General features: G+C 65.9%; 24 protein-coding genes and 2 pseudogenes. 16 read left to right on the top strand and 10 right to left on the bottom strand.

The genetic code is table 11. The annotated features are described in order from the left end of the window. The first annotated feature begins 21 nt into the window (after positions 1 to 21). The 7 genes from Q4610_RS17435 to Q4610_RS17405 are packed head-to-tail and all read left to right on the top strand — an operon-like array spanning position 22 to position 8,169. Positions 22 to 1,194, top strand: a complete 1,173-nt coding sequence (locus Q4610_RS17435) for a thiolase C-terminal domain-containing protein (protein WP_046408744.1) — start codon at positions 22 to 24, stop codon at positions 1,192 to 1,194. Continuing rightward, complete coding sequence (locus Q4610_RS17430; RefSeq protein WP_046408743.1) at positions 1,191 to 1,649, top strand: Zn-ribbon domain-containing OB-fold protein; 459 nt, start codon at positions 1,191 to 1,193, stop codon at positions 1,647 to 1,649. Before Q4610_RS17435 ends, Q4610_RS17430 begins: the two co-directional genes overlap by 4 nt. A 4-nt stretch (positions 1,650 to 1,653) precedes the next feature. Next, positions 1,654 to 2,874: an acyl-CoA dehydrogenase family protein gene (locus Q4610_RS17425; protein ID WP_066781967.1), complete on the top strand. Its 1,221-nt coding sequence runs from the start codon at positions 1,654 to 1,656 to the stop codon at positions 2,872 to 2,874. Continuing rightward, positions 2,875 to 3,969, top strand: a complete 1,095-nt coding sequence (locus Q4610_RS17420; protein WP_066781966.1) for an acyl-CoA dehydrogenase family protein — start codon at positions 2,875 to 2,877, stop codon at positions 3,967 to 3,969. Positions 3,970 to 3,986: 17 nt separating this feature from the next. Next, the gene (locus Q4610_RS17415; RefSeq protein WP_046408739.1) at positions 3,987 to 5,600 is read left to right on the top strand and encodes an acyl-CoA synthetase; all 1,614 of its coding nucleotides are present in this window, start codon (positions 3,987 to 3,989) and stop codon (positions 5,598 to 5,600) included. After that, on the top strand, positions 5,597 to 7,201 hold the full coding sequence (locus Q4610_RS17410) for a flavin-containing monooxygenase (protein ID WP_046408738.1): 1,605 nt from the start codon (positions 5,597 to 5,599) through the stop codon (positions 7,199 to 7,201). Before Q4610_RS17415 ends, Q4610_RS17410 begins: the two co-directional genes overlap by 4 nt. Next, entirely contained in the window at positions 7,198 to 8,169 is a 972-nt protein-coding gene (locus Q4610_RS17405; RefSeq protein WP_046408737.1) for an alpha/beta fold hydrolase, read from the top strand. Before Q4610_RS17410 ends, Q4610_RS17405 begins: the two co-directional genes overlap by 4 nt. A 5-nt stretch (positions 8,170 to 8,174) precedes the next feature. Here the strand turns inward: Q4610_RS17405 and Q4610_RS17400 are convergent, their stop codons facing one another. Together Q4610_RS17400 and Q4610_RS17395 are read right to left on the bottom strand one after the other, a co-directional pair. Next, positions 8,175 to 8,606, bottom strand: a complete 432-nt coding sequence (locus Q4610_RS17400) for a PaaI family thioesterase (RefSeq protein WP_052742494.1) — start codon at positions 8,604 to 8,606, stop codon at positions 8,175 to 8,177. Beyond that, positions 8,603 to 8,998, bottom strand: a complete 396-nt coding sequence (locus Q4610_RS17395) for a PaaI family thioesterase (RefSeq protein WP_168770733.1) — start codon at positions 8,996 to 8,998, stop codon at positions 8,603 to 8,605. The genes Q4610_RS17400 and Q4610_RS17395 overlap by 4 nt, the downstream gene beginning before the upstream one ends. Before the next feature lie 131 nt (positions 8,999 to 9,129). Between Q4610_RS17395 and Q4610_RS17390 the strand changes: the two genes are divergently transcribed. The 4 genes from Q4610_RS17390 (at position 9,130) to Q4610_RS17375 (ending at position 13,326) form a co-directional block, all read left to right on the top strand. Then, positions 9,130 to 10,074, top strand: coding sequence for an MlaD family protein (locus Q4610_RS17390; protein WP_046408735.1), 945 nt, complete (start codon positions 9,130 to 9,132; stop codon positions 10,072 to 10,074). A 124-nt stretch (positions 10,075 to 10,198) separates the two neighbouring features. Continuing rightward, the gene (locus Q4610_RS17385; protein ID WP_231023661.1) at positions 10,199 to 10,876 is read left to right on the top strand and encodes a TetR/AcrR family transcriptional regulator; all 678 of its coding nucleotides are present in this window, start codon (positions 10,199 to 10,201) and stop codon (positions 10,874 to 10,876) included. Next, entirely contained in the window at positions 10,876 to 12,471 is a 1,596-nt protein-coding gene (locus Q4610_RS17380; RefSeq protein WP_085811333.1) for an ABC1 kinase family protein, read from the top strand. Before Q4610_RS17385 ends, Q4610_RS17380 begins: the two co-directional genes overlap by 1 nt. A gap of 180 nt (positions 12,472 to 12,651) precedes the next feature. Further along, positions 12,652 to 13,326, top strand: a complete 675-nt coding sequence (locus Q4610_RS17375) for a sigma-70 family RNA polymerase sigma factor (protein ID WP_231023664.1) — start codon at positions 12,652 to 12,654, stop codon at positions 13,324 to 13,326. A 371-nt stretch (positions 13,327 to 13,697) separates the two neighbouring features. Here Q4610_RS17375 and Q4610_RS17370 read toward each other — a convergent pair whose 3' ends face one another. From Q4610_RS17370 to Q4610_RS17340, 7 genes and pseudogenes are all read right to left on the bottom strand, one after another. Further along, positions 13,698 to 13,904, bottom strand: coding sequence for a hypothetical protein (locus Q4610_RS17370; protein WP_304537235.1), 207 nt, complete (start codon positions 13,902 to 13,904; stop codon positions 13,698 to 13,700). Further along, positions 13,898 to 14,065 (bottom strand): response regulator, encoded by a 168-nt coding sequence (locus Q4610_RS17365; protein ID WP_304537234.1) that lies wholly within the window; start codon positions 14,063 to 14,065, stop codon positions 13,898 to 13,900. The genes Q4610_RS17370 and Q4610_RS17365 overlap by 7 nt, the downstream gene beginning before the upstream one ends. Beyond that, positions 14,062 to 14,588, bottom strand: a pseudogene (locus Q4610_RS17360) (HWE histidine kinase domain-containing protein). Before Q4610_RS17360 ends, Q4610_RS17365 begins: the two are co-directional and overlap by 4 nt. Before the next feature lie 300 nt (positions 14,589 to 14,888). After that, the gene (locus Q4610_RS17355; RefSeq protein WP_066780665.1) at positions 14,889 to 15,548 is read right to left on the bottom strand and encodes a PAS domain-containing protein; all 660 of its coding nucleotides are present in this window, start codon (positions 15,546 to 15,548) and stop codon (positions 14,889 to 14,891) included. Between the two features lie 318 nt (positions 15,549 to 15,866). Then, positions 15,867 to 17,012 carry a TniQ family protein gene (locus Q4610_RS17350; RefSeq protein ID WP_136451941.1) on the bottom strand — a complete coding sequence of 382 codons (1,146 nt, stop codon included), beginning with the start codon at positions 17,010 to 17,012 and terminating at the stop codon, positions 15,867 to 15,869. A 3-nt stretch (positions 17,013 to 17,015) separates the two neighbouring features. Continuing rightward, positions 17,016 to 17,942 carry a TniB family NTP-binding protein gene (locus tag Q4610_RS17345; RefSeq protein WP_136451942.1) on the bottom strand — a complete coding sequence of 309 codons (927 nt, stop codon included), beginning with the start codon at positions 17,940 to 17,942 and terminating at the stop codon, positions 17,016 to 17,018. Beyond that, a complete protein-coding gene (locus Q4610_RS17340; protein ID WP_136451943.1) occupies positions 17,939 to 19,621 on the bottom strand; it encodes a Mu transposase C-terminal domain-containing protein in 1,683 nt (560 codons plus the stop codon). The genes Q4610_RS17345 and Q4610_RS17340 overlap by 4 nt, the downstream gene beginning before the upstream one ends. A 457-nt stretch (positions 19,622 to 20,078) precedes the next feature. On the opposite strand from Q4610_RS17340, the gene Q4610_RS17335 reads away from it, so the two are divergent. Next, positions 20,079 to 20,327: a hypothetical protein gene (locus Q4610_RS17335; protein WP_304537233.1), complete on the top strand. Its 249-nt coding sequence runs from the start codon at positions 20,079 to 20,081 to the stop codon at positions 20,325 to 20,327. Positions 20,328 to 20,841: 514 nt separating this feature from the next. Here Q4610_RS17335 and Q4610_RS17330 read toward each other — a convergent pair. Then, positions 20,842 to 21,288 carry a MerR family transcriptional regulator gene (locus Q4610_RS17330; protein WP_304537232.1) on the bottom strand — a complete coding sequence of 149 codons (447 nt, stop codon included), beginning with the start codon at positions 21,286 to 21,288 and terminating at the stop codon, positions 20,842 to 20,844. 36 nt (positions 21,289 to 21,324) lie between these two features. Between Q4610_RS17330 and Q4610_RS17325 the strand changes: the two genes are divergently transcribed. The 4 genes and pseudogenes from Q4610_RS17325 to Q4610_RS17310 form a co-directional block, all read left to right on the top strand. Then, the gene (locus Q4610_RS17325; RefSeq protein WP_304537231.1) at positions 21,325 to 21,987 is read left to right on the top strand and encodes a cation efflux transmembrane domain-containing protein; all 663 of its coding nucleotides are present in this window, start codon (positions 21,325 to 21,327) and stop codon (positions 21,985 to 21,987) included. Between the two features lie 418 nt (positions 21,988 to 22,405). Then, positions 22,406 to 23,668 carry a TolC family protein gene (locus Q4610_RS17320; RefSeq protein WP_304537230.1) on the top strand — a complete coding sequence of 421 codons (1,263 nt, stop codon included), beginning with the start codon at positions 22,406 to 22,408 and terminating at the stop codon, positions 23,666 to 23,668. Further along, positions 23,668 to 24,831, top strand: coding sequence for an efflux RND transporter periplasmic adaptor subunit (locus Q4610_RS17315; RefSeq protein WP_304537229.1), 1,164 nt, complete (start codon positions 23,668 to 23,670; stop codon positions 24,829 to 24,831). Before Q4610_RS17320 ends, Q4610_RS17315 begins: the two co-directional genes overlap by 1 nt. A 3-nt stretch (positions 24,832 to 24,834) precedes the next feature. Further along, positions 24,835 to 25,575, top strand: a pseudogene (locus Q4610_RS17310) (efflux RND transporter permease subunit); the annotation flags it as partial. Positions 25,576 to 25,711 lie beyond the last annotated feature (136 nt).

Genomic DNA, 25,711 nt, shown 5'->3' with positions numbered 1-25,711 from the left:
GCTGGTACAGGAGGGACAGATATGACCTTCTCGGACAAGGCGGCGATCACCGGCGTCGGGGAAACCGATTACGTCAAGGGCACCGAGCGCACCGCGGTGGACATGATGCTGGAGGCGTCGCGGCGCGCGATCGCGGACGCGGGGCTGCGCCCGTCCGACATCGACGGCATGGTGCCGCCGCCCATCTACACCACGTCGGAGGAACTGGCGGCGAACCTCGGCAACGACGTGCTGCGCTACGCCGCGACCGTCCACATGGGCGGCGCGAGTCCGACGACCGCGCTCCAGCATGCGGCGATCGCGATCGCGGCGGGGCTGTGCGACCACGTGCTCGTCACGCTCGGCTGGAACGGCTTCTCCGCGCTGCGGCCCAAGCCGGGCGCTCCGCCCACGCGGCCGATGAACATGAACACGCTGACCAACACGATCCGCGGGTATTACATGCCCTATGGCGTGTTCCTGCCGGTGCAGATGTATGCCTGGCTGGCGACCCGGCATTCGCAGCTCCACGGCGTCGGTCCGGAAGCCATGGGGGCGGTGGCGATGGCGTGCCGACGGCATGCGCAACTCAATCCGAAGGCGTTCACCTACGGCCGGCCGCTCGACTGGGAAACCTACCACGACGCCCGGATGGTGTCGGAGCCGTTCCGGCTCTACGACTGCTGCCTCGAGACCGACGGCGCGTGCGCGGTCGTCGTCTCGCGCACCGACCGCGCGCGCGACATGCCGCATGTGCCCGTCACAATCGCAGGCGCCGCCGAGGGGCATCCCTATCCCGCGGACGATATCCCCTCGCGCCCGGATCCGTTCAAGATCGGGCTGAGCTACGCCGCGCCCAAGGCCTTCGAAATGGCCGGTGTGCGCCGCGAGGAGATGGATTTCCTCCAGGTCTACGACTGCTTCACCTACGTCGTGCTGCTCCAGCTGGAGGCGATGGGCTATTGCGAGCCGGGCGGCGCGCTCGACTTCGTGCGTGACGGGCAGATCGAGCTCGGCGGGCGCTTTCCGCTCAACACCCATGGCGGGCTGCTGAGCGAGGCGCACGTGTGGGGGCTCAACCACGTCGTCGAGGCCGTGCGCCAGCTGCGGCACGACTGCGGCGAGCGCCAGGTGCCGGGAGCACAGACGGGGCTCGTCACCGGCTGGGGCGACCTGGGCGACGGCAGCATCGCCATCCTGCGGAGGTTCGCATGAACGACGACGACATTGCGCCCAAGCTGCGGGCACCCGCCGTCTCGCCGCCCAAGCCGTTGCCGCACCCGCAGGATCCGGTAGAGCAGGAGTTCTGGCAGCGCTGCCAGGGCGGCACGCTCCATTTCCAACGGTGCGGCGAGTGCCGGACGTGGCGCCACCTGCCCCGCTACATGTGCGCGCGCTGCGGCTCGCCGTCGTTCGCCTGGGAGCCGAGCAGCGGGCGCGGGCGGCTGTTTTCCTGGACGGTGACGCACCAGGCGCTTCACCCCGCCTTCGCGGCCGACGTGCCGTATGTAGCGGCGGTGGTCGAGCTGGACGAGGGCGTCCGCATGGCGACCCGGCTGACCGGCGCCGACCCTGCCACGCTCGCGCTCGACATGCCGGTGGCGCTGGCCTTCGAAACGATCGGCGACGGGTTTCGGCTGCCCGTCTTCACACCAGCTGCAGGAGCGTGAACCGATGGACCTGAGTTACGGCCCGGAATACGAGGCGTTCCGCGATGAGCTGCGCGCGTTCATCGCCGAGAACCGCCACCGTGCCCCGGCCGCGCCCGGCGCGGCGCAGCGCGCCGGGGCGGACGCGGTCGCGTGGCAGCAGCTGCTGCTCGAACACGGCTACACCGCGCGCACCATTCCGCGCGAATATGGCGGCTTCGGCGCCGAACCCGACATCCTCACCTCGCGCATCATCGCCGAGGAGTTCGCCGCGGCGGGCGTGCCGGGCGGGCTGTCGAACCAGGGCATCTCGATGCTCGTTCCGACGCTGCTCGAGCTCGGCACGGAGGAGCAGAAGCGCCGCTGGATCGCGCCGACGCTGCGCGGCGAGATCGTCTGGTGCCAGGGGTATTCGGAACCGGGCGCGGGCTCTGATCTGGCGGCGCTGCGCACCAGCGCGCGCGAGGAGAACGGCGAGTTCGTCATCAACGGGCAGAAGATCTGGACCAGCACCGCGCATCAGGCGGACATGATCTTCTGCCTCGTGCGGACGGAAGCGGACGCGCCCAAGCATGCGGGGATCAGCTACCTCATCTTCTCCATGAAAACACCCGGGATCGAGGTGCGCCCGCTGCGCACGATGACGGGCCACGCCGAGTTCAACGAAACCTTCTTCACCGACGTGCGCGTGCCCGTGGACCAGATCGTCGGCCAGCGCGGGCAGGGCTGGATGGTGGCCAACGCCACGCTCGGTTACGAGCGTGGCATGCTGGGCGACCCGGCGGCGCTGGAGAATCGCCTCGCCGCGCTCGTGCAGCTGATGCACGATGAACGGATCGACGGCGTGCGCGCGATCGACAACGCGGCATTGTGCGACCGGCTGGTGGCGCTGCAGGCCGAAGTCGCGGCGATGAAGTTCAACGGCCTGCGGCTGCTGTCCAATTCGCTGAAGGGCGAACCCGGCGGCCTCGCCAAGCTGATCGTCAAGCTCCAGTCGTGCGAACTGGCGCACCAGATCTCGGCGCTGGCGATCGACGCCATGGGGGAGCTCGGCCTGCTGTACGGCGGCAGCCGGCGCGAGCGGGCGGGCGGAAGCTGGCAGTGGAACTACATGTTCCAGCTCGGCCTCATCATCGGCGGCGGCACCGCGCAGATCCAGAAGAACATCATCGCCGAGCGGGGGCTCGGCATGCCGCGCGAGCCGAAGCTGGAGCACGCGCGCGCACCCAAGGCGGGGGCGGCATAGATGGATTTCGGTCTTTCCCCCGAGCAGCGGATGCTGCGCGACGCGGTCGATCGGCTGCTGCGCGAACATTGCCCGCTCGATCACGTCCGCGAGGTCGCGGAGGGCGGCCATGCCGTCAGTGCGGCGGTGGTGGCGGCGCTGTCCGAGCTTGGCCTTTCCGGCATCATGGTGCCCGAGGAGCACGGCGGCCTCGGCCTGGGCCTGCTCGATGCCTTAGTAGTGGCGGAGGCGCTCGGCGCAGCGGTGGCGCCGGTGCCGTTCGTGGCGCGCTGCGTCCTCGCCCCGCTTGCGCTGCGGCTTGCCGGCACGCCGGCGCAGCAGGCGCGCTGGCTGCCGCGCATTGCCGACGGCAGCGCGCGCTTCGGCGTCGGGCTGACCGAGGTCGTCAACCGTCGCGACGGCGGCGGCGTCACGGCCGCGGACGGCACGCTCAGCGGCTCCGCGCTGTTCGTGCTCGACAGCGCCGACGCCGATGCCTTTGTCATCGCCGACCAGGGCGGCCAATTGCATCTGGTCGCCGGCGAGGCGGACGGGCTCGAACGCCTTCCGCTGTCCACGATCGACCTCACGCGGTCGGTGGGAGAGTTGCGGCTCGACGGCGTCGCGGCCGAGCCGCTCGGCGAGGACGACGGCGGGACCGCCAACCGGCTTGTCGCCGCGGGCCGCGTGCTGCTCGCGGCGGACAGCGTGGGCGCGGGCGACGTGATGATCGCGCGGGCGGTCGATTATGCCGGGGAGCGCGAGCAGTTCGGGCGCGTCATCGGCAGCTTCCAGGCGGTCAAGCACATGTGCGCCGAGATGGCGGCGCGGCTGGAGCCGTGCCGATCGCTCGTCTGGTACGCGGCGCATGCGTTCGACGCGGTCCCGGATGAGGCTTTGCTGATGGCATGTCATGCCAAGTCTCACACCGGGGAGGTGGGCCGATTCGTCGCGCGTACCGCCACGGAGGTCCACGGCGGGATGGGGTTCACCGACCTGCTCGGCCTCCATTACTGGTTCAAGCGCATCGGCTTCGACCGGCAGTTGCTCGGCGGGCCGGAGATCGTGCGCGCGGAGGCGGCCGCGCTGCAGGGCTGGGGCAAACGCGCCGCCTGAGACGAGGAGCAGCAGGCATGACGCAGTGGAACCTGGGCGACATCCTCGACGCGATCGAGCCCGTAATGCCCCACGACGCCCCCGCGCTGATCCACGGCGACCGGGTCATCACCTGGCCCGAGATGGCGCGCCGTTCAAACAACATCGCGCGGGCGCTGCGTGCGCGGGGCGCGGGACCGGGCGCCAAGGTCGCCTTCTATATGCGCAACCGGCCCGAATACGGCGAGCTGATGGCGGCGTGCTTCAAGGGACGCCTGACCCACGTCAACATCAACTACCGCTATCGGCCCGACGAGGTGTTCTACATCTTCGACGACAGCGACAGCGAGGTCGTGGTCTACAGCGCCGAGTTCCGCGCCTGCATCGAGGAGCTGCACGGCCGGCTCGGCAAGGTGCATACCTTCGTGGAGATCGGTCCTGAGGCGGAGCGCGCCTCGTTCGCGCTGCCCTACGAGGCGCTCGCGCGGGAGGGCGACGGCGCGCCGCTCGGCATCGCGCGCTCGCCCGACGACGAGTTGTTCATCTACACCGGCGGCACGACGGGGATGCCGAAGGGCGTGATGTGGCGGCACACCGACATGCGCGAGGCGCAACTCGACGCGCAGCGGCTGATGGGGCCGACGCCCGCCGACCTTGCAGAAACCGCGGCGCTGACCGCGCGCGACGGACCGGGCCGGCGTACGATGCCCGCCTGCCCGATGATGCACGGCACCGGCTTCATCACGTCCATCGGCACGCTGATGAGCGGCGGCTGCATCGTGACGCTCGGCGGTGAATCGTTCGATGCCGACGAGCTGTGGCGGTCGGTCGATCGCGACCGCGTCGAATCGATCGCGATCGTCGGCGACGCCTTCGCCAAGCCGATGCTGGCCGCGCTGGATGCCGCGCCCGGGCGCTACGACACGTCCAGCCTCGTCACGATCGTTTCATCCGGGGTGATGTGGAGCCGCGAGGTGAAGGCTGGGTTGATCCGGCACATCCCGCAAGTCGTGCTGATGGACAGCTTCGGCGCGTCGGAAGGGCTGGGGTTCGGCCTGTCGGTCACCAGCGCGGCGGGCGAGACGGCGACCGCACGCTTCACCATCGGCGGGCTGTGCGACGTGTTCGACGAGCATGACCGGCCGGTCGTGCCGGGCAGCGGCACGCCCGGTTTCATCGCGCGTAAGGGCGCGATCCCGATCGGCTACTACAAGGATCCGGAGAAAAGCGCGAAGACGTTCCGCACCATCAACGGCGTCCGTTACTCGATGCCTGGCGACTGGTGCACCGTCGCCGCGGACGGGACGCTGACGCTGCTCGGGCGCGGCAGCGTGTGCATCAACACGGCGGGTGAGAAGGTCTATCCGGAAGAGGTGGAGGAGGTGCTGAAGACGCATCCAGCGGTCGCGGACGCGCTTGTGGTCGGCGTGCCCGACGAGAAATGGGGCCAGGCGGTGACGGCGGTGGTCCATGCCGCACCGGGGGCGACAGTAGACGAGGCGGCGGTGCGCGCTCACGTGCGCGCCGCGCTCGCCGGCTACAAGACGCCCAAAGCGATCGTCGTCACGGACCGACCGCTGCGCGCGCCGAACGGCAAGGCGGATTACAAGGCGGCGACCGACATCGCCGTCGCGGCAGTCGCTGCGCGATGACGGGCGTGCCCGACATCGACGCGCTGGTGATCGGCGCGGGCTTCAGCGGGATCTACCTGCTCGGGAAGTTGCGCGAGAACGGCTTCAACGTTCGGCTGGTGGATGCGGCGGCGGAGCCGGGCGGCATCTGGTACTGGAACTGCTACCCTGGCGCGCGAGTCGATTCGCATGTTCCGATCTACGAGTTCTCGGACGAGCGGGTGTGGCGCGACTGGACCTGGTCGGAACGCTTCCCAGGCTGGCGCGAGTTGCGTCGCTATTTCCGACATGCCTGCGACGTTCTCGACCTCTGGCCTGCAATGACGCTCGGCGTCAGGATGCGCTCCGCCGTGTTCGACGAACATGCCGGCTTCTGGCGAGTGGAACTCGCCGATGGAGAGCGGCTGACCACCCGCTATCTGCTACCGTGTACCGGCTTTGCGGCCAAGGCGTACATCCCGTCACTTTCGGGACTCGACAGCTTTGCCGGCCCGGCCCACCACACCGCCCACTGGCCGCAGGAGGGCATCGACTTTGGCGGCAAGCGCGTCGCGATCATCGGGACCGGCGCGAGCGGTGTGCAGGTCGCTCAGGAGGCGGCACGCGAGGCTGCGCAGCTGACGATCTACCAGCGCACACCTATACTGGCTCTGCCGATGCGCCAGCGCCCATTGACCGCGGCTGAGCAGGAGCAGGCCAAGCCCGGTTACCCCGAGATCTTCCGTCAACGCCGACTGAGCAGCGGCGGGTTCGAGATCCTGCGGCTCGACCAGTCCGCGCTCGAGGTGTCAAGCGAGGAGCGCACCGCGGCGTTCGAGCGGCTGTGGGCGGCGGGCGGCTTCCACTATTGGGTCGGCAACTACGCCGACATCCTGGTGGACGAGCGCGCCAACCGGCTGGCCTACGATTTCTGGCGAGACAAGGTGCGCGAGCGGATCACCGACCCAGCGTTGCAGGAGAAGCTCGCACCCAGCGACCCGCCGCATCCGTTCGGGGTCAAGCGGCCGTCGCTCGAGCAGACTTATTACGACATCTTCAACCAGCCGAACGTCGAACTCGTCGACCTGCGGGAAGAGCCGATCGAACGGATCCTGCCCGACGGCATAGCCACGAGCGTCGGTGAGCGCCGACACGACGTCCTGGTGCTCGCGACCGGTTTCGACGCAGTGACGGGAGGGCTGATGCAGATGGACATTCGCGGGCGCGGCGGGGCGACGCTGGCGCACGCGTGGGGCGAAGGCGCACGCACGCATCTCGGCTACGCGGTTTCGGGCTTCCCTAACATGGTGTTCCTCTACGGCCCGCAGAGCCCGTCCGGCTTCTCCAATGGTCCGACTGCCGCGGAGGTGCAGGGTGACTGGGTCGTCCGGTTCCTCGAGCATCTGCGCACGGGCGGGTGGTCCCGCTTCGAGGCCGAGCCGGACGCGCACGCGGCATGGGCGCGCCACATCGACGAGATCGCCGCCATGACGCTCTTTCCCAGGGCCGATTCCTGGTACATGGGAGCGAACATCCCAGGCAAACCGCGTCAGCTACTCAACTATCCGTCTGTGGTCGGCTATGCCGAGATCTGCGATGCGGTCGCCGAGGCGGGCTATAGCGGTTTCCGGCTGTCGGCATGAGCGCCGCCGAGGCTACCGGATCGTCGGACATCGACCCGATATGGGCCGAGGACGGGTCGCACCTGCCGGACTGGTTCGTCGATGCGCTGGCCGTTCCGCGGGAAGAAGGCTTCGTCACCGTAGAGGGCGCGCAGATCCACTACCTGCGCTGGGGCGACCGCGCAAAGCCGGGCGTGCTCATGGCGCACGGCTTTCTTGCCCATGCGCGCTGCTGGGCGTTTATCGCGCCGTTGCTCGCCGCGGACTACCATGTGGTCGCCTATGATCTTGCGGGCATGGGCGACAGCGACGCGCGCGTGGGGATCGATGGTGACGGCCGCGGGCGCGAGATGATCGCGGTGGCGGAGGCGACCGGGCTGTTCGACGGTGCTGCGCCGCCCGTGATCATCGGCCACAGCTTCGGCGCGGGGGTCGCGGTGACCGCGATGACGATCGCGGCCGAACGGTTCGCGGGCGCGATCATCTGCGACCTGATGATCATGCGGCCGGAGGCGCTTGCCGCCTACTGGCGTGGCGGACGCGGCAGCCCCGGCTCGGGCGACCCGAACAAGCCCGCCAGCCGGTATCCCGATTACCCGACCGCACGCGCGCGCTACGTGCTCGCGCCGCCACAGCCCGCGGGTGAGCCGTTCCTGATGGACTACATGGCCTATCATTCGCTCCGGCGGGACGGGGACGCGTGGACGTGGAAGTTCTCGCCCGCGGTGTTCGCGCGCGGCAACTCGGCGGACGAATGGATGACGATGGGTCGCCGTGTCGCCGCGGCGCCCGGTCGGCTGGCAATCATCTACGGCGAGCACAGCGCGCTCTTCGGCAGGGATTCCGCGGCATATCTGCGCGAACTGGGAGCCGGCGCGATCCCGATCGTCGCGGTGCCCAACGCGCGCCATCACCTGATGCTGGATGAGCCGCTCGCCTTCGCGACGGCGCTCAGAAGCATCCTTGCTCTCTGGAGATCGGCCCGCTGAACCAATCAGGAATGTCGGGTGTGATCCTCGTCTCCGGAGGATTGTCCGACGGCGAATTCCAGCTGCGCAAGGCACAGTTTTCCGGTTCCGTTTCGCTCGACGCCTTCGGCATGCACCACTGCGACACGACGCCCTACGCGCACCAGCGTCGGCGTCGTGCTGACTGCGCCCAGTCTGACCGGGGCGAGAAATTGAAGGTTCATGCTGATCAGCCGGCAGGACTGCCCTGGCGAGAGTGTGCGGGAGAGAGCAAGCTGTGCGGCCAGCTCAAGAAAGGACGCGATCGCGCCTCCATGCAAGGCGGGCAGAATGGGATTCCCGACAAGCTCCTCCGTGGGGATCAGCGTGAACGTTTCACCGCTTTGCGTCATCATGGTACCGAGTAGCTTCGCAAAGCCGTTCCGCCCGGTACTGGCCCCGATCGCGCCTTCGTTCATGGGGCGACAGCCCGATTGATCGAAAAGACGCCTTGGGCAGTCGCGATCAGGTGAGACGGATCTGTATCCCAGACTTCGGCGCGTACGAACGCACGGTGCTCGGTCGCGTCGTAGCAGTGAGCCCACGCCGTCGCGGGGCATCTCGCCTCGGCGGATCGCACATGGTCCACCTTCAGGTTAAGGGTGGAGATCGCCAGCCGTCTGCCCAATCGAGACATCACGGCAACGCCGCAGGCCTGATCGATGAGGCTCGTCAACACACCGGTCGCGAGCGCCTCCTCCTCGTCCGCCAGCTCCGCGTGCCAATCGACCCGGAGCGAACTGAGCCCGTCGCCGATCGAAACGAGCTCAAGGCCCAGCCGATTGCCCCACGGTATGTCGCCCGGTCGCAAGCTCAAGTCTCCAACCATAAAACCCCTCCCTGCCCAGACGATTCCTGTTCCCCGCCGCGTCCACAAGCCAAGCACAGGAAAACGGTACGGTTTACTTACAAACTTCTTCGCCTTAACGTCTGCATCCTGCGATGGAAACGCGATCCAACAAATTCCTTGTGCTCGCGGTCACCGGCCTTCTGCTGAGCACGCTTCTCGTCTTCACCCTTTGGCTTTTCGATGCGCGAAGTGGAGACGGAAACCCGTATCTCATCCGTTTCACCGGGAGCGTCGCCGGCCTGGAAAAGGGATCACCAGTGACGTTCTCGGGCGTCCCGGCGGGCCATGTCACGTCCATACGGTTTGACGGAGCTGATCCCTCAGCGGTTCTCGTCACCATCAGCCTCGAACCGGGAACCCCCATCGTCACAGGTGTCAAGGCAACGATCGCGCGATCCGCACTGGCAGGGACGGCCAACATCAGTCTCGACGGCGCAAAGTCCGGTGCATCCCCGATCGTCGCGACGAGGGTCGGTGAGCTTCCCATCATCCCCGCCAAGGAGGGTGGGCTTCTTGGCGGGGGAGGGGATCCAGTCGCGCTCGTGGACAAGATCAGCCGGACAGTCGACTCCGTGTCGCGCAACCTCGATGCCGCCCAACAGCAGCGGGCCAGCGATCGGCTGGCGGCGCTCGCGGAGAGTTCCGCAGGCTGGGCAGACAAGGCTGGAGCGGCATCTGACGCGCTTACCGGCGCCCGCGGGCGTGTCGTGGCCCTGGGGGACGCCTTGCAGCGATCCGGCGAAAGCGCCGAACGGTTGGGGAGCGCTGTGGTAGAAAGCCGCGCAACCGTCCTCGCCAGGGCGAACCGTGCGTTGCTGAATGCCCGTGGCGGAGCCGTGCGTCTCACGGCTCGCGTCGAGGCTGTTCGACCCACGATCCGCAGCGCGACCGTGAAAGAGGCCCAACTGCGTGAAACCGTTCGTTCAGCAAGGAAGAAGGCAGGCGCTGTCAGAGATACGGCCGTTCGCCTCGATCAGGAAGGGCTGGGTGTGGGTGCACCGTCCCTCCCGACCTACAAGCCGGGGTCGCGGCAGTGATCGACCGCGACACGATAGGACAACTCTGGTCGGAGAGCGGGCTGGCAGGCGAGGAACCGACCGTCCCGGCGTGATCCTCGTCAACGGGTCCGGATCGCGCTACCCTCGCTCCAGGAGAACGAGATTGAGCGATGACGAGAAGAAGAGCCGGCGCCCAGGGAAGATGGGCAGACCGACGACCGAGGACGCGCTCCGACTGACTTCGCATATCCTCAAGAGCGCCCGCGAGCTGTTTTTCCAGCACGGTTTCGACGGCGCCAGTGCCGACATGATCGCCGAACAGGCGCGCATCTCCAAGCGAACCCTGTACGCGCGGTTCGGCAGCAAGGCTCGCGTGTTCGAGGCTGTCATCCTGGACGAGATCGATACGCAGCTGCGCGCGCTCGAACCCTCCGGCAGCGACGAACCCGACATTGCATCGCGCCTTCGCGTCATCGCCGATCGCCTGCTCGAGTGGCTCCTGACGCCTCGGATCGCCTCGATGGAACGCGTCGTCATTGCCCAAGCGGTGCGTTTTCCTGCGCTCGCGGCGAACATCCACGACTTCGGCTATCAGCGGGCTGTCCAATGGGTGGCCTCCATCCTCGCCCATGCCGATGCCAAGGGCGAGCTGTCGCTGGCGGACCCGGTGTTCGCTGCCGAGCAGTTCGTCACGCTCGTCGTCGTCGCGCCCATGCGCCGCGCGGCGCTCGGGCTGTCTCCTCCCGCGTACGACGATGCAGCTCGCGAACGTATCTTGCGCGTGATTGATCTGTTTCTCGACGGCTGCCGTCCGCGGCACGTCGACAAAGGGACCATGTGATGCTCGTCAACGACGACGAGCCTCAACTCGGTGAGCGCGCGCGCCTTGCCGAACTCATCCAGATCATGGGCCGCCACGGGCTGAACGGCTTGGCCGCTCGCCTGGGTCTGCTGCCAGGTCGCTCGGAGCAGCCGGCAGACGTCTGTACGCCCGAGCGGGTCGTCGCGCTGCTGCGGGACCTTGGACCTGTCGCGGTGAAGCTGGGGCAGGTGCTCGCGACCCGTGAAGACCTGCTAGGGCCGGAATGGGTGCGTGCGCTGGCAACGCTGCAGGATCGCGTGACACCGCTGCCGTTCGAGGCGCTGGAGCCGACGATCCTGGCCGCGCTCGGCTCCCCGATCGAGGACGTGTTTGCGAGCTTCGGCCGCGACCCGATCGCCGCGGCGTCGATCGCGCAGGTTCATGCCGCCACCCTTCGCGACGGAACCGAAGTCGTAGTCAAGATACGCCGGCCGGGGATCGCGGAACGAGTCGATGCCGACCTTCGGCTGCTCCGCCGCATCGCGCGGCTTGCCGCGAGGCACTCGCCGGAGATACGGCGCCTCAAACCTGACGACCTGCTCCGGTTTTTCGCGGAGAGTCTGTCGCAGGAAATGGACCTCAGTGCCGAAGCGGCAGCCTGCGAGAGCATCGGGGCCTTCCTGCAGCCGCTCGGCGTCCGCACGCCCGCCTTCTACTGGGATCAGGTCGGGCGCCGGATCAACGTGCAGGAGCGGCTCAACGGCGTGCCAGTCCGCGAGATTATCGACGGGGCGCAGGAGGGGGGCGTGGAGGTCGCCGGCCGCTACGCGGATGCCGTGCTGCGGATGATCATCTTCAACGGCCGGTTCCACGCGGACCCCCATCCCGGCAACGTCTTTGTCCTTGCCGATCGCTCGCTCGCGTTCATCGACTTCGGCGCGGTCGGCGTGCTCAGCCCCGCCCGGAGGAACGAGGTCGTCACGCTCATCCTTGCGATCGCAAGCGAGGATACGCGGTCGGTCACGGACGTGCTGCTGCAATGGTCCGGCGAAACCGATGTCGATCGTCAGGCGCTGGCCCGCGACCTCGACGCGCTCACTGGGCGATTCCGCGGGGCGGTACTCCAGCAGATCGAGCTAGCCGACATCTTCGGCCGTGTATTCGCGCTGCTGCGAACCTACCGGCTGGCGCTGCCGCCCGATCTCGCCCTGCTGCTGCGCACCCTGTTGATCGCCGAAGGGTTCGTGCGACGGCTCGATCCCGGCTTCGACATCGCCGCGCGCGCCGCGCCGATCGCGCGCGAACTTCTGCGCGAGCGGATCGGCCCGGCCGGACTCAAGCGGGGCGGACGGCGGCTGGCGACAAGCCTTGGCCGGCTGGCCGCGGTATCCCCCGATTTGGTGACCTTCGCGGAGCGTGTCGCACGGTCGGGCGCGCTGCCGATCGAGTTGCACAAACGCGCAGTCTCACCCCCGGCCTCGCTCCGGCGCGCCGATCCCAACGTCCTGTCTGCCGGAATGCTGGTCGCCGGCGCGATCCTTCAGCGTGACCATGATGTTGTCGGCACGATATTGATGGCGTCAGCGGTATTGCCCGCAAGCTGGGCCTGGTTCGCGAGCAGGCGGAGGCGCTGACCTGCCATCGCCCGATGTGACGGATTCACGGTTTCTGCCTTCCGTCTAGCGCGCGCTGAGACCGCCCCTCGAGCTTCATCTGTGAACGACGGAACAATCCAGGGGGAGGGGGTGTTCTCTATAAGTAAACCGGCTGGTGTATAAACCGCACCCTGGTTAGATCGAACGAGGGCCTTGCGTGTGGAACAGCCGGACTACGAACAACATCCACTTGCCGAGGACTGGGCTGATTTCGGCGCTGCATTGAGCAACCTGATGCCCATGCTGGCAAGCTATGCACGATCGCTAGCCAGAAATCCTGATGCTGCACAGGATCTTGTTCAGGAAACCGTGCTGAAGGCGTGGCGCAGCCGCGCATCATTTGAAGCCGGTACGAACATGAAGGCGTGGACCTTCCGTATTCTTCGCAATTCGTTTCTGTCGCATGTACGTCGTCGACGCACGGTACAAGTGGGCGAGACTGCCGAACTCAACGACGTTCCGGTGGCGTCAAACCAGGAGTCGGTCGTGACGTTGAGCGATGTTCGCCGCCTGTGGCCACGCCTGACGCCCGAGCAGCAGCGGTGCATTCAATTCGTTGGAATCGAGGGCTTGAGCTACGAAGAAGCGGCCACGATCGAGCAGGTTCCTGTCGGCACAATCAAGAGCCGCGTGGTAAGGGGGCGGCAGATGCTGCGCGCACTCATGGATCACGCGAGCCGCGATGAGGCTTCCGGATCAGAACCTCAGATCATTGCGGACGATGCGATCTGTCAGGCCGAGCCGCCATCTATCGACGAGGTGCACACGAGACAGATCGAACTGCTGCAAAGCTGGCGGACGAAGCGCGCGGCCGATCGCTGTCTGGCAGCCTGAAGCGGTCGGCTCGCTCGATCCCAATGCGTACCCCAATCTTGGCACATTGGCCGGAGATCGTCGTGGAGTTGGCAATATCGAGCAAACAGTGGCCAGGCGCCTTGACCCGCAGCATCGAGAGCATCTTTCAACGAGCAGGGATGACCCGATAGCGCAGGAAGGCACCTGCGGGTTCAGCTTGGTGTGCAAGCGCCATTTCCTCCAAACTACCAAAATACGCCTGTGAAGCTGCTCGCCGGAAACGAGCCGCAGAAACGCATCATTCTCGGAGAACCACCGCCGCTTGGTTGGTGTCATAACCGAATGGATGCGCCAGGAATATCCACGGACGCTGTCGCCATGGAGGCAGCAGCAAGCCCCTTCACTTTCCATTACGCCGCTAAACGGTCGATCGTGCGTAGGATCGATCGTAAATCGAAAGGCTTGGGAATGAACGCCGCCCGCGTCGGCAGCTCGGACGGGTGCACCTTCACGATGCCGGACACCACCACCAGCAATGTCGGGGGATAGCGGTCGCGGACATAGTGGCCGAGCTTCATGCCATCCATCGATCCGGGCATGGCAACGTCGGTTAGCACGATCCAGATCGTGGCGTTCGCTTCCAGCAGCGCATCGCCTGGTCGGCATTCTCGGCCTCGAAGCCGCGATCCTCGAAGAAGTCCACAAGGTCGTAGCGGATGAACGCCTCGTCCTCCATGATCAGGATGGCTCGCGCCCGCTCGGCTTGCTCGATGGTCATGCGCCGATCGCCTCGCCGGCACCTGCCAGCGGCGCTTCGATCCGGAACTCGGCGCTAGATACCGGGTAGCTCAACGTGGTATCGCCCCGGAAATAGCCACGTAGCGAGCGTTCGATCATGCGGGAGCCGAACCCCCGGCGGGTCGGCGCCGACACCGGCGGACCGCCCTGCTCCTGCCAGAGGAAGGAGAAGTGGGGGCCACCTTCCTCATCCCTCACTTGCCACTGGATCATCACCGTGCCCGTCTCGTTGCTCAACGCTCCATACTTGGTGGCGTTGGTCGCCAATTCATGCAGGGCCAAGGTCAACGCCAGAGCGGCTTGGGAGTTCAACCGGATGCGCGGGCCTTCCATCTTTATCCGGTCGCGTTGCCCGGCGACCGCCGTCAGGCCGGCATCCAGCACCTCGTGCAGCCCAGCCTCCTGCCATGACGATGCGGTCAGCACGTCGGTCGCACGCCCCAAGGAGGCGAGGCGGGAGCGAAGTCGGCCGATGCCTCCTCCGGCGAGGGCGCGTCGCGCATCGTCTGGCTGGCGATCGACTGCACCATTGTCAGGATGTTCTTGATGCGGTGCGCCAGCTCGCCATTGAGGAGCTGCTGCTGCTGGCGCACCTGCTCCAGGGCGGTGTGGTCGCGCGACACCGACAGGATGCGGGCGGTCTCCCCATCCAGCCCGGGAATGGGCGATACCGAGATGGACCAATGCTTGGCGGTGCCGAGGTAGGTATCGGCCGGCGCCTCGAAGTGCGTGGTTTCGCCCCGCTTGGCTGCCTCGATCGCCTCCTTCGCGTAGGCGGGTCCGCCTTCCTTGAGGAAGTTCGGTCAGGGGCATCCGGCGACGGCGTTGAAGTCGCTGACCTCCATCGTCTTCATGCCGCCTTCGCTCATGAAGGAGAGCGTGCCGTCCAGCTCCACGACCTTGATGCAGTCGGTCGAGGCGGCCAGCACGCTGCGCATGAACACCGCCGCTTCCTGCGCCTCGGCGGTCGCGGCGTCGCGCTCGCGCTTCGCCTTCACGCGCGCGGTGCTGTCGGAGGTGATGTTCATCAGGCCCGCGACCTCGCCTTCGTCGTCCCAGACGGGCGAGTAGGCGAAGTCGTACCACGTCTCCTCCGTGAACCCGTTGCGGGTCATGGTGAGCGGCTGATCCCGGAAGGCGACGCTTTCGCCCCGGAACACCCCCTCGATCAGCGGCTCCAGGTCAGGCCATAGTTCGGGCCATACCTCCGCGGTCGGGTAACCAAGCGCGTCGGGGTGCCGGCTGCCCAGGATGGGGGCATAACCGTCGTTGTAGAGCAGGATGCGCTCCGACCCCCAGATCAGGCACATGGGATGGAGCGAGGCAAGCATGGCATCGACCGAGATGCGAAGGGCCGCCGGCCAAGTGCTGCGCGGACCCAGGGGCGTGCGGTCCCATGCGAACGCCCGGGTGCGCTCGGCCATGTTCAACTCGGGCATGCTGATGGCGAGAGAGGCGTTCATTCGGGATGGCTCGTCCGGTGATCTCAACGGGCTAACCACTGCACGGCCTGCTTCCAGTTTAGGCGAACCCAAAACTTGAGGGAAGCGCCGGAACCAAATCATAGTTAAAGCGTGAACGCGCGCCGATGCATCCGTTCTTGTCCGCGATGCAGACAGAGCCAGGATATAGCGGAGTGTGAGGTAACGCATCCTCATTCAGAGGGATCGGGAACAAAGAAAGCCTCAGGAAAATTCCCTCGACTTTACATAATACATATTATCGAACTGGCAAATTTCTGATCCGCTATGGGCACTTACGTGCCCCCGGCGAGATCGCGATCACCCGATCAGCGACGTCCGCTGCCGCTGCTCGCGCTCGGCCCGCCACGCATCAAACTGCGCCAGAACGTCGTCCACGTCCATACCCGTCTGTCGGTGATGGGCATCCACGCGAGCGCGCAGGCGCGCCGGCCAGCCCGCACTGCTTCGGATCAGCGATGCCTGCACCCAGCGGGGCACGTAATGGAGAAGCTTTTCCAGCGTTTGGTGCTCGCGGAAAGGCAGATGTGCGCCCGACATCAGGCGGCTGACGGGCTCGCCGGCGAGGAGCGCTGCCACAGCGCTCAGAACGTGAGCTCGACCGGATGGCGAAAGCTCATGGTACGGCTGTTCGTCCCAGGTCCGCGGTTTGTGCTCCGGCATGATCGGAAGCAAGGGACAGTCGAACAGGTTGATGTAACTGGTCCTGAAGAGGCTTGGCGCCAGCAGTGCCCGGGTAAAATCGCGCAGCACGATGAGGAACTGGCGAGCCGGCACCGGCTCAATCCCTGGCAAGCGTGCGGGATGGCCGAGCAGTGCGTTGCGGACCTCGCCGTCGAATGCGAACAGGATTGGGAGCGCCGCGCCCGCTTCCTCCGGCTCGAAATAGGGCGCTGGCGTCGGCTGCGCCCAGCGGCTCGCCCTGAGCGGCGTGCCGCAATCTCCGCACACGAGCTCGATGCCGACCGACCAGGTGAACCGCGGCGAGTGACTCGGCCGACAACGCCGACAGTAGTCCTGACGCCAAGCGCCATGGCGATGACAGAAGACGAGCGGCAGCGCCGCCTCTGCCTCGAGATAAGCTCCACCAGCCTCGTGCGCTTCGGCAAGGCAGTGGCGGCACCATGCCAGATCGAGCTCACCTCGCGCTCGGCCGAAGCCGTCCGTGCTGGGCAACCAGTCCACCGCGAGTCCCGGCCAGCGGCGCTTAAGCCCGAGGTCGAGCACTGCCTCCAATGCGACCCGTAGACCGGCTGCGACGCTTTTCGCCTCGTGTAGAGTCCATTCGACATCCGGCCGTGCTTTCATGCTCGGACCTGTCGTCCATAGCACCTGCCGGAACTCGGCGACCGACATATCGTAGCAGGTCGCCGTCCGCCCGAGCCAGGACGACGGCAACTCGTCGGGACGAGGACGAGGCGCGATCGGCATCGCCATCCCAGTCATGGCTCAAGCTGCCGCCGCCTTCGCCCGCCCGCGTCCACGCCGCTGGGCCAACGCCTTCATGCTGACGGAGGGGAGCACGAGATCGTCCGCGTCGAGGTCTCCGACCTCGATCCGCTCGGTGCCGTTCTCGATTGCTCGCACGGCCAGCGTTTCAACAAGCCGGAAGATGCGGCCGGTGTTCCCGTCGCTGAGGTCGAGGATAGCGGTGCGGCATCGCTCCTCTTCCAGCTGAGATGGCCTGCGCAGGGGCAGGATCGCAGCGAGCGTAACCATCAGCAGCCGGAACGGCTCGTCGTTCTGCCATCGGGTGAGCTCAACCGCGTCGAACCGCTCAGCCAGCGCCGCGTCCGTGAGCAGCGCCGCGCGCGCCTCATGGTTGCCGGTGCAGACGAGCGGTAGCTGCAGGTCGTTGGCCAGGTACCGAAGTGTGTTGAGGAAGACGCGCTGCTGGCGCGGTGTGCAGGCCAGCATGTGGTTGATCTCGTCCAGGATCAGCATCCGAGCGCCCACCTGCCCCATGAGCCGGCGGGTGAGCTGCCGCGCTCGCTGGACGTCGCCGCGACCCGCAAAGCCGGCGCCGAGCTTCTCGAGAACCTCGCCGTAGAACTCGCCATCCGTCGGCTGCGGCGGCAGCTGAACGGCCACGACCGGGATCGTCGCCGTTCCCGTTGTATCGTTGAACCCACGCGGGTTCTCTGCCTCGAAGCGCTCGACGATGCGGGACTTTCCCATCCCGGTCTGGCCGTAGATCAGCAGACATGGCATGCGCGTGCGCGGCGGGTAGCGTAGCATCGCATCCAGGGTCTTTCGCACGGTTTCCGCCTTCGGAAAGCCGAGCCATCGATCCATTCGAATCCAGGCGATCCGTTCCTTGTCGGCCCACGTCGCGCGCTCACGGTAATTCTCGGCGAGGTGCGAGAGGTCGCTCATCGGGGCATCTCCTCGACGAGGTAGGGTAGCGTCTGCCGATCACCACTCTCGCGCCTTTCCGTGATATTCAGCAGAGCTGTGGGTCTATCCTCCTGAACGGTCGGCTTGCCGCTGCTCCTGGCGCGCCGTGCATCGGCCAGAGCCGCCCTTGTCCTCTGGAGAGCGAGCCGTGCTGCCTTCGTCTTGTGAGCGGCTTCCGCCACGATCAGCCGCTGCGTCTCCACCGCCTGAAAAATCAGCCTCTCGTCGACCGCTTGTTGACCGCGCTCGCGCAAGCCGCGAACCGCTTCCTTCTGTTCCCAGCGAGTAATGGCCGGCCGCCGGAGGTCACGATAGGGCACTTCAAGGTGCTCGCCATGCGGGAGCTCAAGCCAGATGCGAGAAAGGTCACGCGGATCCCATCGGATCGGCATCGTCTGCCCAGGTCGCGTATACCAGCAGGACAGCGCGTCATCCCAATAGTGCGTATGGAACAGTTCGATGCCATGCGGGGTCACCGCGCGTGCCTCGCAAGGCAGAAAGTCGAACAGGAAGCTGGCGCGATCGACCGGCAGGCGGACCAGCTCCGGTCGCCGGTCCATCGCTTCACCCCAGGCGAGCGCCGGCGGGATGCCGATGCCACGGTGCCGCTCCGCATGGTATGGCCCGATGATCTGTGCGGCGAGCCAGACCTCCAACTCGCCAAGCGTCATGCACGCCTCGGCTTCGGAGTCATAGTCGCCACGCTCCGCCACGTTGGAGAACGTCGTGCCGGGCAGAAGATGGACGGCGCCCATCACCGTCCCTATCAGCCGCTCGATATGGCCGCCGAAGTGCGGACGCCGAACCGGACGATACTCGAGCGAGATCGAGTGGACGCGACAGCCGCGTTTCAGAGCGTCGGATCGGTGCTCGCGCGCATTGTCGAGGTGTAGCCGATCCATGAGACCCTGATTGTTCCAAGGTGCCTCCATGCCGCGCTTGGCCAACCAGTCGCCCTTGGGGAGAACAGCCTGACGCATGCACATGCCGACCGACACGGCCGAGGGTGCGAGCATATCGAGGTGGAACCCCGGTACCGTGCGGCTCGCGATATCAACCATCAGCGTAAGCCACGGCCGACCGATCGGCTTGCGATACAGATCGTCGACGACGATCACGTCGACCAGCGTGTGGTCCGATTGGACGAGCTCCAGCGCGTAGCTGGCTTCCAACACGCCTCGCGTCGGCTCCCATTTATCAGCAGCGGCCTTCGACCCTTGCCTGCGCGCCATGACGGTCTGAGGAACCAGTCTGTCCAATCGCGCTCGGATCGCCTTGGTGCTGGGCACCTTCAGCCCGATCTTCTGCCCCTCATGTCGGAGCCAGCGGCGGAGCGCCTGCACACTTGGCTTCTCGAGAGTGAGGTAACACTCCGCGATGCCTCGGGAGATCAACTGCTCGACAGCAGATGAGAGCCGCTGCTCTCCCCTCTCCCGCCCCCGTGGGCGCGGCAACAGCGAAGCGGCGACTGGCGACGCCCGATAAAGCTGAAGAAGTTCGTGGAAACGGGCGCGACCGAGCCCGAGCTGATCCAGCGCTTCGGCAGCTGCGTTGCCCGGGACGCGAGCCAAGGCAGCAAGTGGGCGGATGATCTTCTCGCGGCGGTGCGCTTCTGCCCAGTCAGCGTCGCTCGCCGTCTTCAGGTCCGCGGTTCGCATGGTACGACGCCTCGGCTGATCCAGCTTGGCGAGCGTCCGCTCTTTTGAGGAGAATGTCCACTGTTTCAGGAGTGGACGGACCTTAGGAGACGCCCGCCGTGTGCGTCCACCGTTTCAGGACAACCGACAGGATCGCGGGAGATCTGGCCATCATGTTTTTAGCGGGAATCAGGGTTATCGCTAAATAGATAGTATGCAGCAGAATGGACACGCGCCCAAACTGGCGGACGTTCGGGAAGCGAAGGATCGATCTCCGCGCTTGGTGCAAGCGTGGCGGCATTCCCGCAATTCATGCTTCTACGCGTCACCCGGCTACTGCTTGCCGTGGACGCATCGTTGCGCAATTATGAGAAAGGGTTCTGAGACGGTGTTGAGCCTCGCCGCAGCTTATTAAAAGTAGGCGGCGGATTGTCGAGCTTGTTGCATACGAAACCGCGCGCGAGCGATATAGCCGGCGATGGCTGAGATCGATGTTGAGCATATGCGCCGGTGCATCCGCGCGATGGATTTTGAACGGGGTACTGCCGTCCAAATCGCCTTGTGGCGCGAGGATCTAGCTGATGCCCGGGCAAATCTCATCATCGAGAACATGGCGCCAACGGCCAACGAAGACGAAATGTTTGCAATGATGCTGGCCGAGGGCGTCCCACCGTCCCTCATGCCGTCGATTATAAGTAGCCTCTACAGGCCTGACGACTCGGTCTGACGCTCTCAGGCTGAAGGGTCCTGATCGTGTGCCATCCTTCCGTGGGCAGGTTCAAGCGCTTGCTTGGTCCTCGAAAGCACGAAACGGGAGCTCGTTCTCGTTTGTAGGAGGCTTATGAAGGGATTGGAAATCGCCAGCAGATGCGTCTTCGTGCTTTCGAGGACCGATTGAGAGGCCAGGACAGCATGACCCTGCGACGCCGCCAGTTCTTGAACATGACCGCCGTTAGTTGACCATTCATTGCTCTCCCCTTTATGTCACGGCATACGCGGCGTCCTCCCAAGGAGAGTCCGTTTCCCGCTAGGGAACTAATGGCCAAGGCCGCCCAAAGGGCGGCCTTTGGTTTATCTGGACTGTCAGCGTTTCAACCTATGCGTGACGGCTCCCGCTGCTTATAGGGTAGGCAATATGGCCGTCCCCGCTGTTGCCCATGGCATCAAGGGGCGGCCTTCTTTCGTTACGGGACAAGCAGGGTGTGCCACGTGGCACACTTCGAAGTGGAGGGCGCTGCGTCTCAGCCGCTATGCAGGCTCGGAGCCAAGGCTTCTATGATCCTGCAGTCGGCCACGGTGTTGCGGCTACAGGATTCGATCAGCGTGTCGAGCTCGCCCGCGAGAGCTGTAAGATCGGCAATCTTCCGCGTAATCGCATCCCGGTGCTGGTTGGCGATGACGTTCACGGCCATGCAGGATTGTTCGCGACGATCGGCGAGCCCCATCAACTCGCGAACCTGATCTATTGAGAAGCCGAGATCGCGCGCCCGACGAATGAAGGACAAGCGCCGCAGGTGCTCGCCCTGATAGGTCCGGTAATTGCCGGCCGACCGCGCTGGCGCCGGCAGCAAGCCGATCTGTTCGTAATAGCGGATCGTCTCGACCTTGGTGCCCGTCGCCGAGCCCAGCTTTCCAATCGTCAATCTCTCAGACACAGCGCTTGACCCTCTAGCGACTAGAGGATGCATATAGGCTGCCAGATCGATTCTACAGAGGTGGCAAATATGGCCTGCACGAGCTGCGCGTCCGACAAGGCGGGCACCCTAAACGACCCTAAGTGGCGGCGCGCCTTATGGATCGCGCTCGCCATCAACGGCGGCATGTTTGGGGTCGAAATCGTCGCTGGGATTACGGGCGGATCGAAAGCACTCCAGGCCGATGCGCTCGACTTCTTCGGTGACGCCGCCAATTACGCGATCAGCCTTGGTGTTGCCGGGATGGCGATAGCCTGGCGCGCGCGCGCAGCGATGCTGAAAGGAGCGACGCTTGCCCTGCTAGGGCTCTATGTCCTGCTCGCGGCGGGTTGGGGTGCGCTCCACGGCACTGTACCCCATGCCGAGGTTATGGGTATCGTAGGAGTTGCTGCACTGGTCGCGAACGCCTTGGTCGCGGTCATGCTGTATCGCTTTCGCAGCGGCGACGCGAACATGCGTTCGGTCTGGATATGTTCGCGTAACGACGCGATTGGCAACATCGCTGTGGTACTGGCTGCGGGGGGCGTCTTCGGCCTCAACAGCGCGTGGCCTGATCTTGTGGTCGCCGTGCTGATCGCAGCGCTGGGGCTGTCGGGCGGCTTTCAGATTATGCGTCAGGCACGCTCCGAACTGCGATCCGGGCCGACACCTCTTCCTTCGGATTACAGGCAGCCGTTACATGGGAGTCGTTAAGTTGCTACGGCGAAGGCCAATGCATCGGCTTACTGCCTTGTTCCTTTGTTTGATGCTCATGCTGTCGCTCGGGCTGGGATCGGTCGCGCACGCGACCGAAGGTGTGAGATGCGTTGATTTCACCGCCGCCAGCGCGCTTGAGCATAGCGCTAGTGACGGGGACCAAGTGCCGGCCGATGCTGACAAGTCCTACCCGCACCATCATGGTGGCTGCCACGGCCATCACATTGGTGTACCGTTTGAGGCAGGTCTCGTCGCCTCCGTCGATGGGCTGCCCATGGCCCATGGGTCTTGGAACCATGATCCGATGGGGCCGGTGCCTTCGGACCCAGCATTGAGACCGCCCCAAGCCTGACGACCACCTAATCCGCCGCACCGATCGCGTGCGGCATCCCAGGTTTGCCAGGAGTTCGTCACCATGTCCCGTATTATCGCGGCCTTACTGGCCGTGGCGTCGTGCGCATCGATCGCGCACGCGCAATCTTCCGAGCCAGCATCGACCAGTCCCCCGCTCACGCTCGAACGGGCGTTGGCGCTCGCCGGCGCAACTGCGCCTAGCCTTGAAGCGGCCACGGCAGGGGTGCGAGCGGCCGAGGCGGGGCGTACCGTTGCCGGCTACCGCCCCAACCCGTCGATCGTTGCTGAAACCGAGAACGTCGCGGGAAGCGGCCAATATCGCGGTCTGCGCAGTGCAGAAACGACAGCCGGCTTGTCGCTCCCGATCGAGCTTGGGGGCAAGCGATCTGCACGCATCGCCGTCGCAGACGCGATCGGTAATCGGGCGCGCATCGGAACGGTGTTGGCAGAGGCCGATCTCCGGCTCGCCGTTACCCAGCTCTACATCCAGGCAGCGTCGGCCGAACGCCGCCTCGTTACAGCTCGCGAACAGGCCGGCATCGCTCGGGAAGCACTACGCGCAGCCGGTGTTCGCGTGCAGGCGGGGCGTGCATCACCGCTCGAACAGCAGCGTGCCGATGTGCTGCGCATCAACGCAGAGACGGCCGTAGAGCGAGCCCAACGGCTTTCCGAGGTGGCGCGAGATAATCTTGCGCGGCGGATCGGCCAGCCCGTGACCGCGTCCTTGGACCTCGTATGGTATGATCGTGTCGAGGGTTTCGGACCTGCGAGGCCGATCGAGCCCGACGGCACGCTGGCGCTAGCTGCCGCCCGTGCTGACGCCACGACGGCAGAGGCACAGGTTCGGCTTGCTCGCTCGCAGCGCGTTCCAGACGTGACGCTGAGCGCGAGCGCGCGACGGCTCGAGGCGACCAATGACGTCGCCGCAGTTTTCGGGGTCTCCATCCCCTTTCCTGTTTTCAACAACGGTCGGGCAGCTATCGCCCAAGCGCGTGCACAAAGCGATCAGGCGCAGGCCCTACGGCGTGCTGCCGAGTTGGACGCGGCGCAGGACATCGCAAACGCGCAGGCGGAGGTCGCGAATGCCGCTACCTCCGCACGCAATGCGAGCGGTCCGGTGCTAGCATCGGCTGTGGAGGCCGCTCGCATCGCCCGGATCGGCTACCGCGAAGGCAAGTTCGGCCAGCTCGATTTGCTCGATGCCGAACGGACCCTGTCCGAGACGCGCACCGCCGCGATCGACGCGCTCGCCACCTACCACGACGCAAAGGCACGCCTGGAACGGCTCGTTGCCGCCGCGCCCTCCCCCGAGGAAACCAATTAATGACGAAGATCATCATGCGGGCGCTGGCGCCCGTGACCTTGGCCCTCATCCTTGCCGGATGTGGCGGGGCCGGCAGCAGCGGCGAGGCCAATGAAAAAGCCGGAGCAGAAAAGACGGAAGGTGCCGAGGCCAAGGAAGGTCCGAAGGACGTCGTCACACTATCCGCGCCGCAGATCGCCGACGCTGGGATCGAGGTTACGCGACCTACGGTAGGTGGCGTCGCCGGTGCGATCGAGCTGTCGGCAACGATCGAGGGTGATCCGCAGGGCGTACAGGTCGTGTCGGCATCGGTAGGCGGTCGTCTCGTATCGCTGACCCGCAATCTCGGACAATCCGTAGGCCGCGGCGATCCGCTCGCCATTATCGAAAGCCGCGAAGCGGCGTCGCTCAAAGCAGAGGTAGAGGCCGCTCGCGCGCGCTCCGCCCTCGCGCAATCGAACCTTCGTCGCGAGCAGCGACTGTTCGCCGAGCGCGTGTCGCCGGAACAGGATCTCGTTGCGGCGCGGACCGCCGCCACGGAAGCCAGCATTGCGCTTCGCCTGGCGCAGCAGCAATTGTCCGCAACCGGCAGCGGGGGCGGTGCGCTCAACCGCATCGCGGTGCGCTCGCCGATCGCCGGTCAGGTGATCGCGCGCTCGGCCACGCTTGGGCAGACAGTCGCGGCCGATGCCGAGCTCTTCCGGGTCGCCAATCTGTCCAAGGTCACGGTCGCAACTTCGCTGGTGCCTAGCGATGCGGGCCGGGTGAAGCCCGGCGCGCGCGTCGAGGTGACAGCCGCGGGGCGCCGTCAGGAGGGGCGCGTCACGTTCGTGTCTCCCATTCTGGACGAAACGACGCGTTTGGTGCCGGTGATCGTCACGCTCGACAATGCCGGCAGCACTTGGCGTGTCGGCGAAACGGTGAACGTGTCGATCCTCGTTCCCGCGACCGGGGATCGCACCGTCGCGGTGCCATCGGCCGCAGTGCAGATGATCGATGACAAGTCATTCGTCTTCGTGCGTACCCCGACCGGGTTCCGGGCGACACCAGTGACATTGGGGCGCACCAATGGCGGTCAGGTCGTCGTCACGTCCGGGCTCACCGGCTCGGAGCGGATCGCTTCTACCAACAGCTTCACGCTCAAGGCCGAACTCGGCAAGGGCGAAGGCGGGGACGAGGACTGAGCCATGATCGGTCGCATCGTCACCCTCTCCGTCGAGAAACGCTGGCTTGTCCTACTTCTCACCGTCGCCGCGGCTCTGCTCGGGATCGGCGCCTTGCGCCAGCTTCCGATCGACGCTGTTCCCGACATCACCAACAACCAGGTGCAGATCAACGTCGTCGCCCCTGCCCTCTCACCCGACCAGATCGAGAAGCAGGTCGCGTTCACGGTCGAAACCGCGCTCGCCGGCATCCCCGGCCTCGAATATACCCGTTCGCTCAGCCGCAACGGCTTCGCTCAGGTCACGGCCGTCTTTACCGAGAAGACGGATATCTACTTTGCCCGTCAGCAAGTGGCGGAGCGGCTGCGGACCGCGGAGGAGGATCTTCCCGAGGGTGTAAACCCCGAAATGGGACCGATCGCGACCGGGCTCGGCGACATCTTCATGTGGACCGTTGAGTACCGTGAGCTGGATCAGGTGCGTCATCGGAACGGCGAGCCCGGGCTGCAGCGCGACGGCAGCTACATCACGCCTGAAGGCGAACACCTCGTCAGCGACGCGGACAAGGCAACCTACCTGCGCACCGTCCAGGACTGGATCGTCACGCCCCAGCTCAAGAGCACGGAGGGGCTGGCCGGGGTCGACTCCCTTGGCGGCTACACCAAGGAATATCTCGTCGTTCCCGATGTGCAGCGGATGGCGGCCATGCGCATCACATTCCAGGACCTCACGACCGCACTGGAACGCAACAACACCAGCGCCGGTGCCGGCGTCGTCAATCGGGCTCTGTTGCAAAGATTGGCGGCAGTCAGAGGTAGGCTGTCGCTCTGCGCCGATCAGGCGGCTGCTGCGAAATGGTGGTTGAGCATGCCCATGGCCTCCGTCAGCGCCGAGGGCCCAA

This window comes from Sphingobium cyanobacteriorum, assembly GCF_030580935.1.
Lineage (GTDB): Bacteria > Pseudomonadota > Alphaproteobacteria > Sphingomonadales > Sphingomonadaceae > Sphingobium > Sphingobium cyanobacteriorum.
This window is presented reverse-complemented; position numbering and strand designations above follow the sequence as displayed.

What these genes read in the sequence shown, in the direction of transcription:
- Q4610_RS17340 (WP_136451943.1), bottom strand. Translation starts at nt 19,621, where the DNA reads ATGCGAACCGCGGACCTGAAGACGGCGAGCGACGCTGACTGGGCAGAA.
- Q4610_RS17405 (WP_046408737.1), top strand. Translation starts at nt 7,198, where the DNA reads ATGAGCGCCGCCGAGGCTACCGGATCGTCGGACATCGACCCGATATGG.
- Q4610_RS17350 (WP_136451941.1), bottom strand. Translation starts at nt 17,012, where the DNA reads ATGACTGGGATGGCGATGCCGATCGCGCCTCGTCCTCGTCCCGACGAG.
- Q4610_RS17410 (WP_046408738.1), top strand. Translation starts at nt 5,597, where the DNA reads ATGACGGGCGTGCCCGACATCGACGCGCTGGTGATCGGCGCGGGCTTC.
- Q4610_RS17365 (WP_304537234.1), bottom strand. Translation starts at nt 14,065, where the DNA reads ATGACCATCGAGCAAGCCGAGCGGGCGCGAGCCATCCTGATCATGGAG.
- Q4610_RS17425 (WP_066781967.1), top strand. Translation starts at nt 1,654, where the DNA reads ATGGACCTGAGTTACGGCCCGGAATACGAGGCGTTCCGCGATGAGCTG.
- Q4610_RS17380 (WP_085811333.1), top strand. Translation starts at nt 10,876, where the DNA reads ATGCTCGTCAACGACGACGAGCCTCAACTCGGTGAGCGCGCGCGCCTT.
- Q4610_RS17330 (WP_304537232.1), bottom strand. Translation starts at nt 21,288, where the DNA reads ATGCATCCTCTAGTCGCTAGAGGGTCAAGCGCTGTGTCTGAGAGATTG.
- Q4610_RS17430 (WP_046408743.1), top strand. Translation starts at nt 1,191, where the DNA reads ATGAACGACGACGACATTGCGCCCAAGCTGCGGGCACCCGCCGTCTCG.
- Q4610_RS17335 (WP_304537233.1), top strand. Translation starts at nt 20,079, where the DNA reads ATGGCTGAGATCGATGTTGAGCATATGCGCCGGTGCATCCGCGCGATG.
- Q4610_RS17320 (WP_304537230.1), top strand. Translation starts at nt 22,406, where the DNA reads ATGTCCCGTATTATCGCGGCCTTACTGGCCGTGGCGTCGTGCGCATCG.
- Q4610_RS17325 (WP_304537231.1), top strand. Translation starts at nt 21,325, where the DNA reads ATGGCCTGCACGAGCTGCGCGTCCGACAAGGCGGGCACCCTAAACGAC.
- Q4610_RS17420 (WP_066781966.1), top strand. Translation starts at nt 2,875, where the DNA reads ATGGATTTCGGTCTTTCCCCCGAGCAGCGGATGCTGCGCGACGCGGTC.
- Q4610_RS17390 (WP_046408735.1), top strand. Translation starts at nt 9,130, where the DNA reads ATGGAAACGCGATCCAACAAATTCCTTGTGCTCGCGGTCACCGGCCTT.
- Q4610_RS17400 (WP_052742494.1), bottom strand. Translation starts at nt 8,606, where the DNA reads ATGAACGAAGGCGCGATCGGGGCCAGTACCGGGCGGAACGGCTTTGCG.
- Q4610_RS17345 (WP_136451942.1), bottom strand. Translation starts at nt 17,942, where the DNA reads ATGAGCGACCTCTCGCACCTCGCCGAGAATTACCGTGAGCGCGCGACG.
- Q4610_RS17435 (WP_046408744.1), top strand. Translation starts at nt 22, where the DNA reads ATGACCTTCTCGGACAAGGCGGCGATCACCGGCGTCGGGGAAACCGAT.
- Q4610_RS17315 (WP_304537229.1), top strand. Translation starts at nt 23,668, where the DNA reads ATGACGAAGATCATCATGCGGGCGCTGGCGCCCGTGACCTTGGCCCTC.
- Q4610_RS17355 (WP_066780665.1), bottom strand. Translation starts at nt 15,548, where the DNA reads ATGAACGCCTCTCTCGCCATCAGCATGCCCGAGTTGAACATGGCCGAG.
- Q4610_RS17415 (WP_046408739.1), top strand. Translation starts at nt 3,987, where the DNA reads ATGACGCAGTGGAACCTGGGCGACATCCTCGACGCGATCGAGCCCGTA.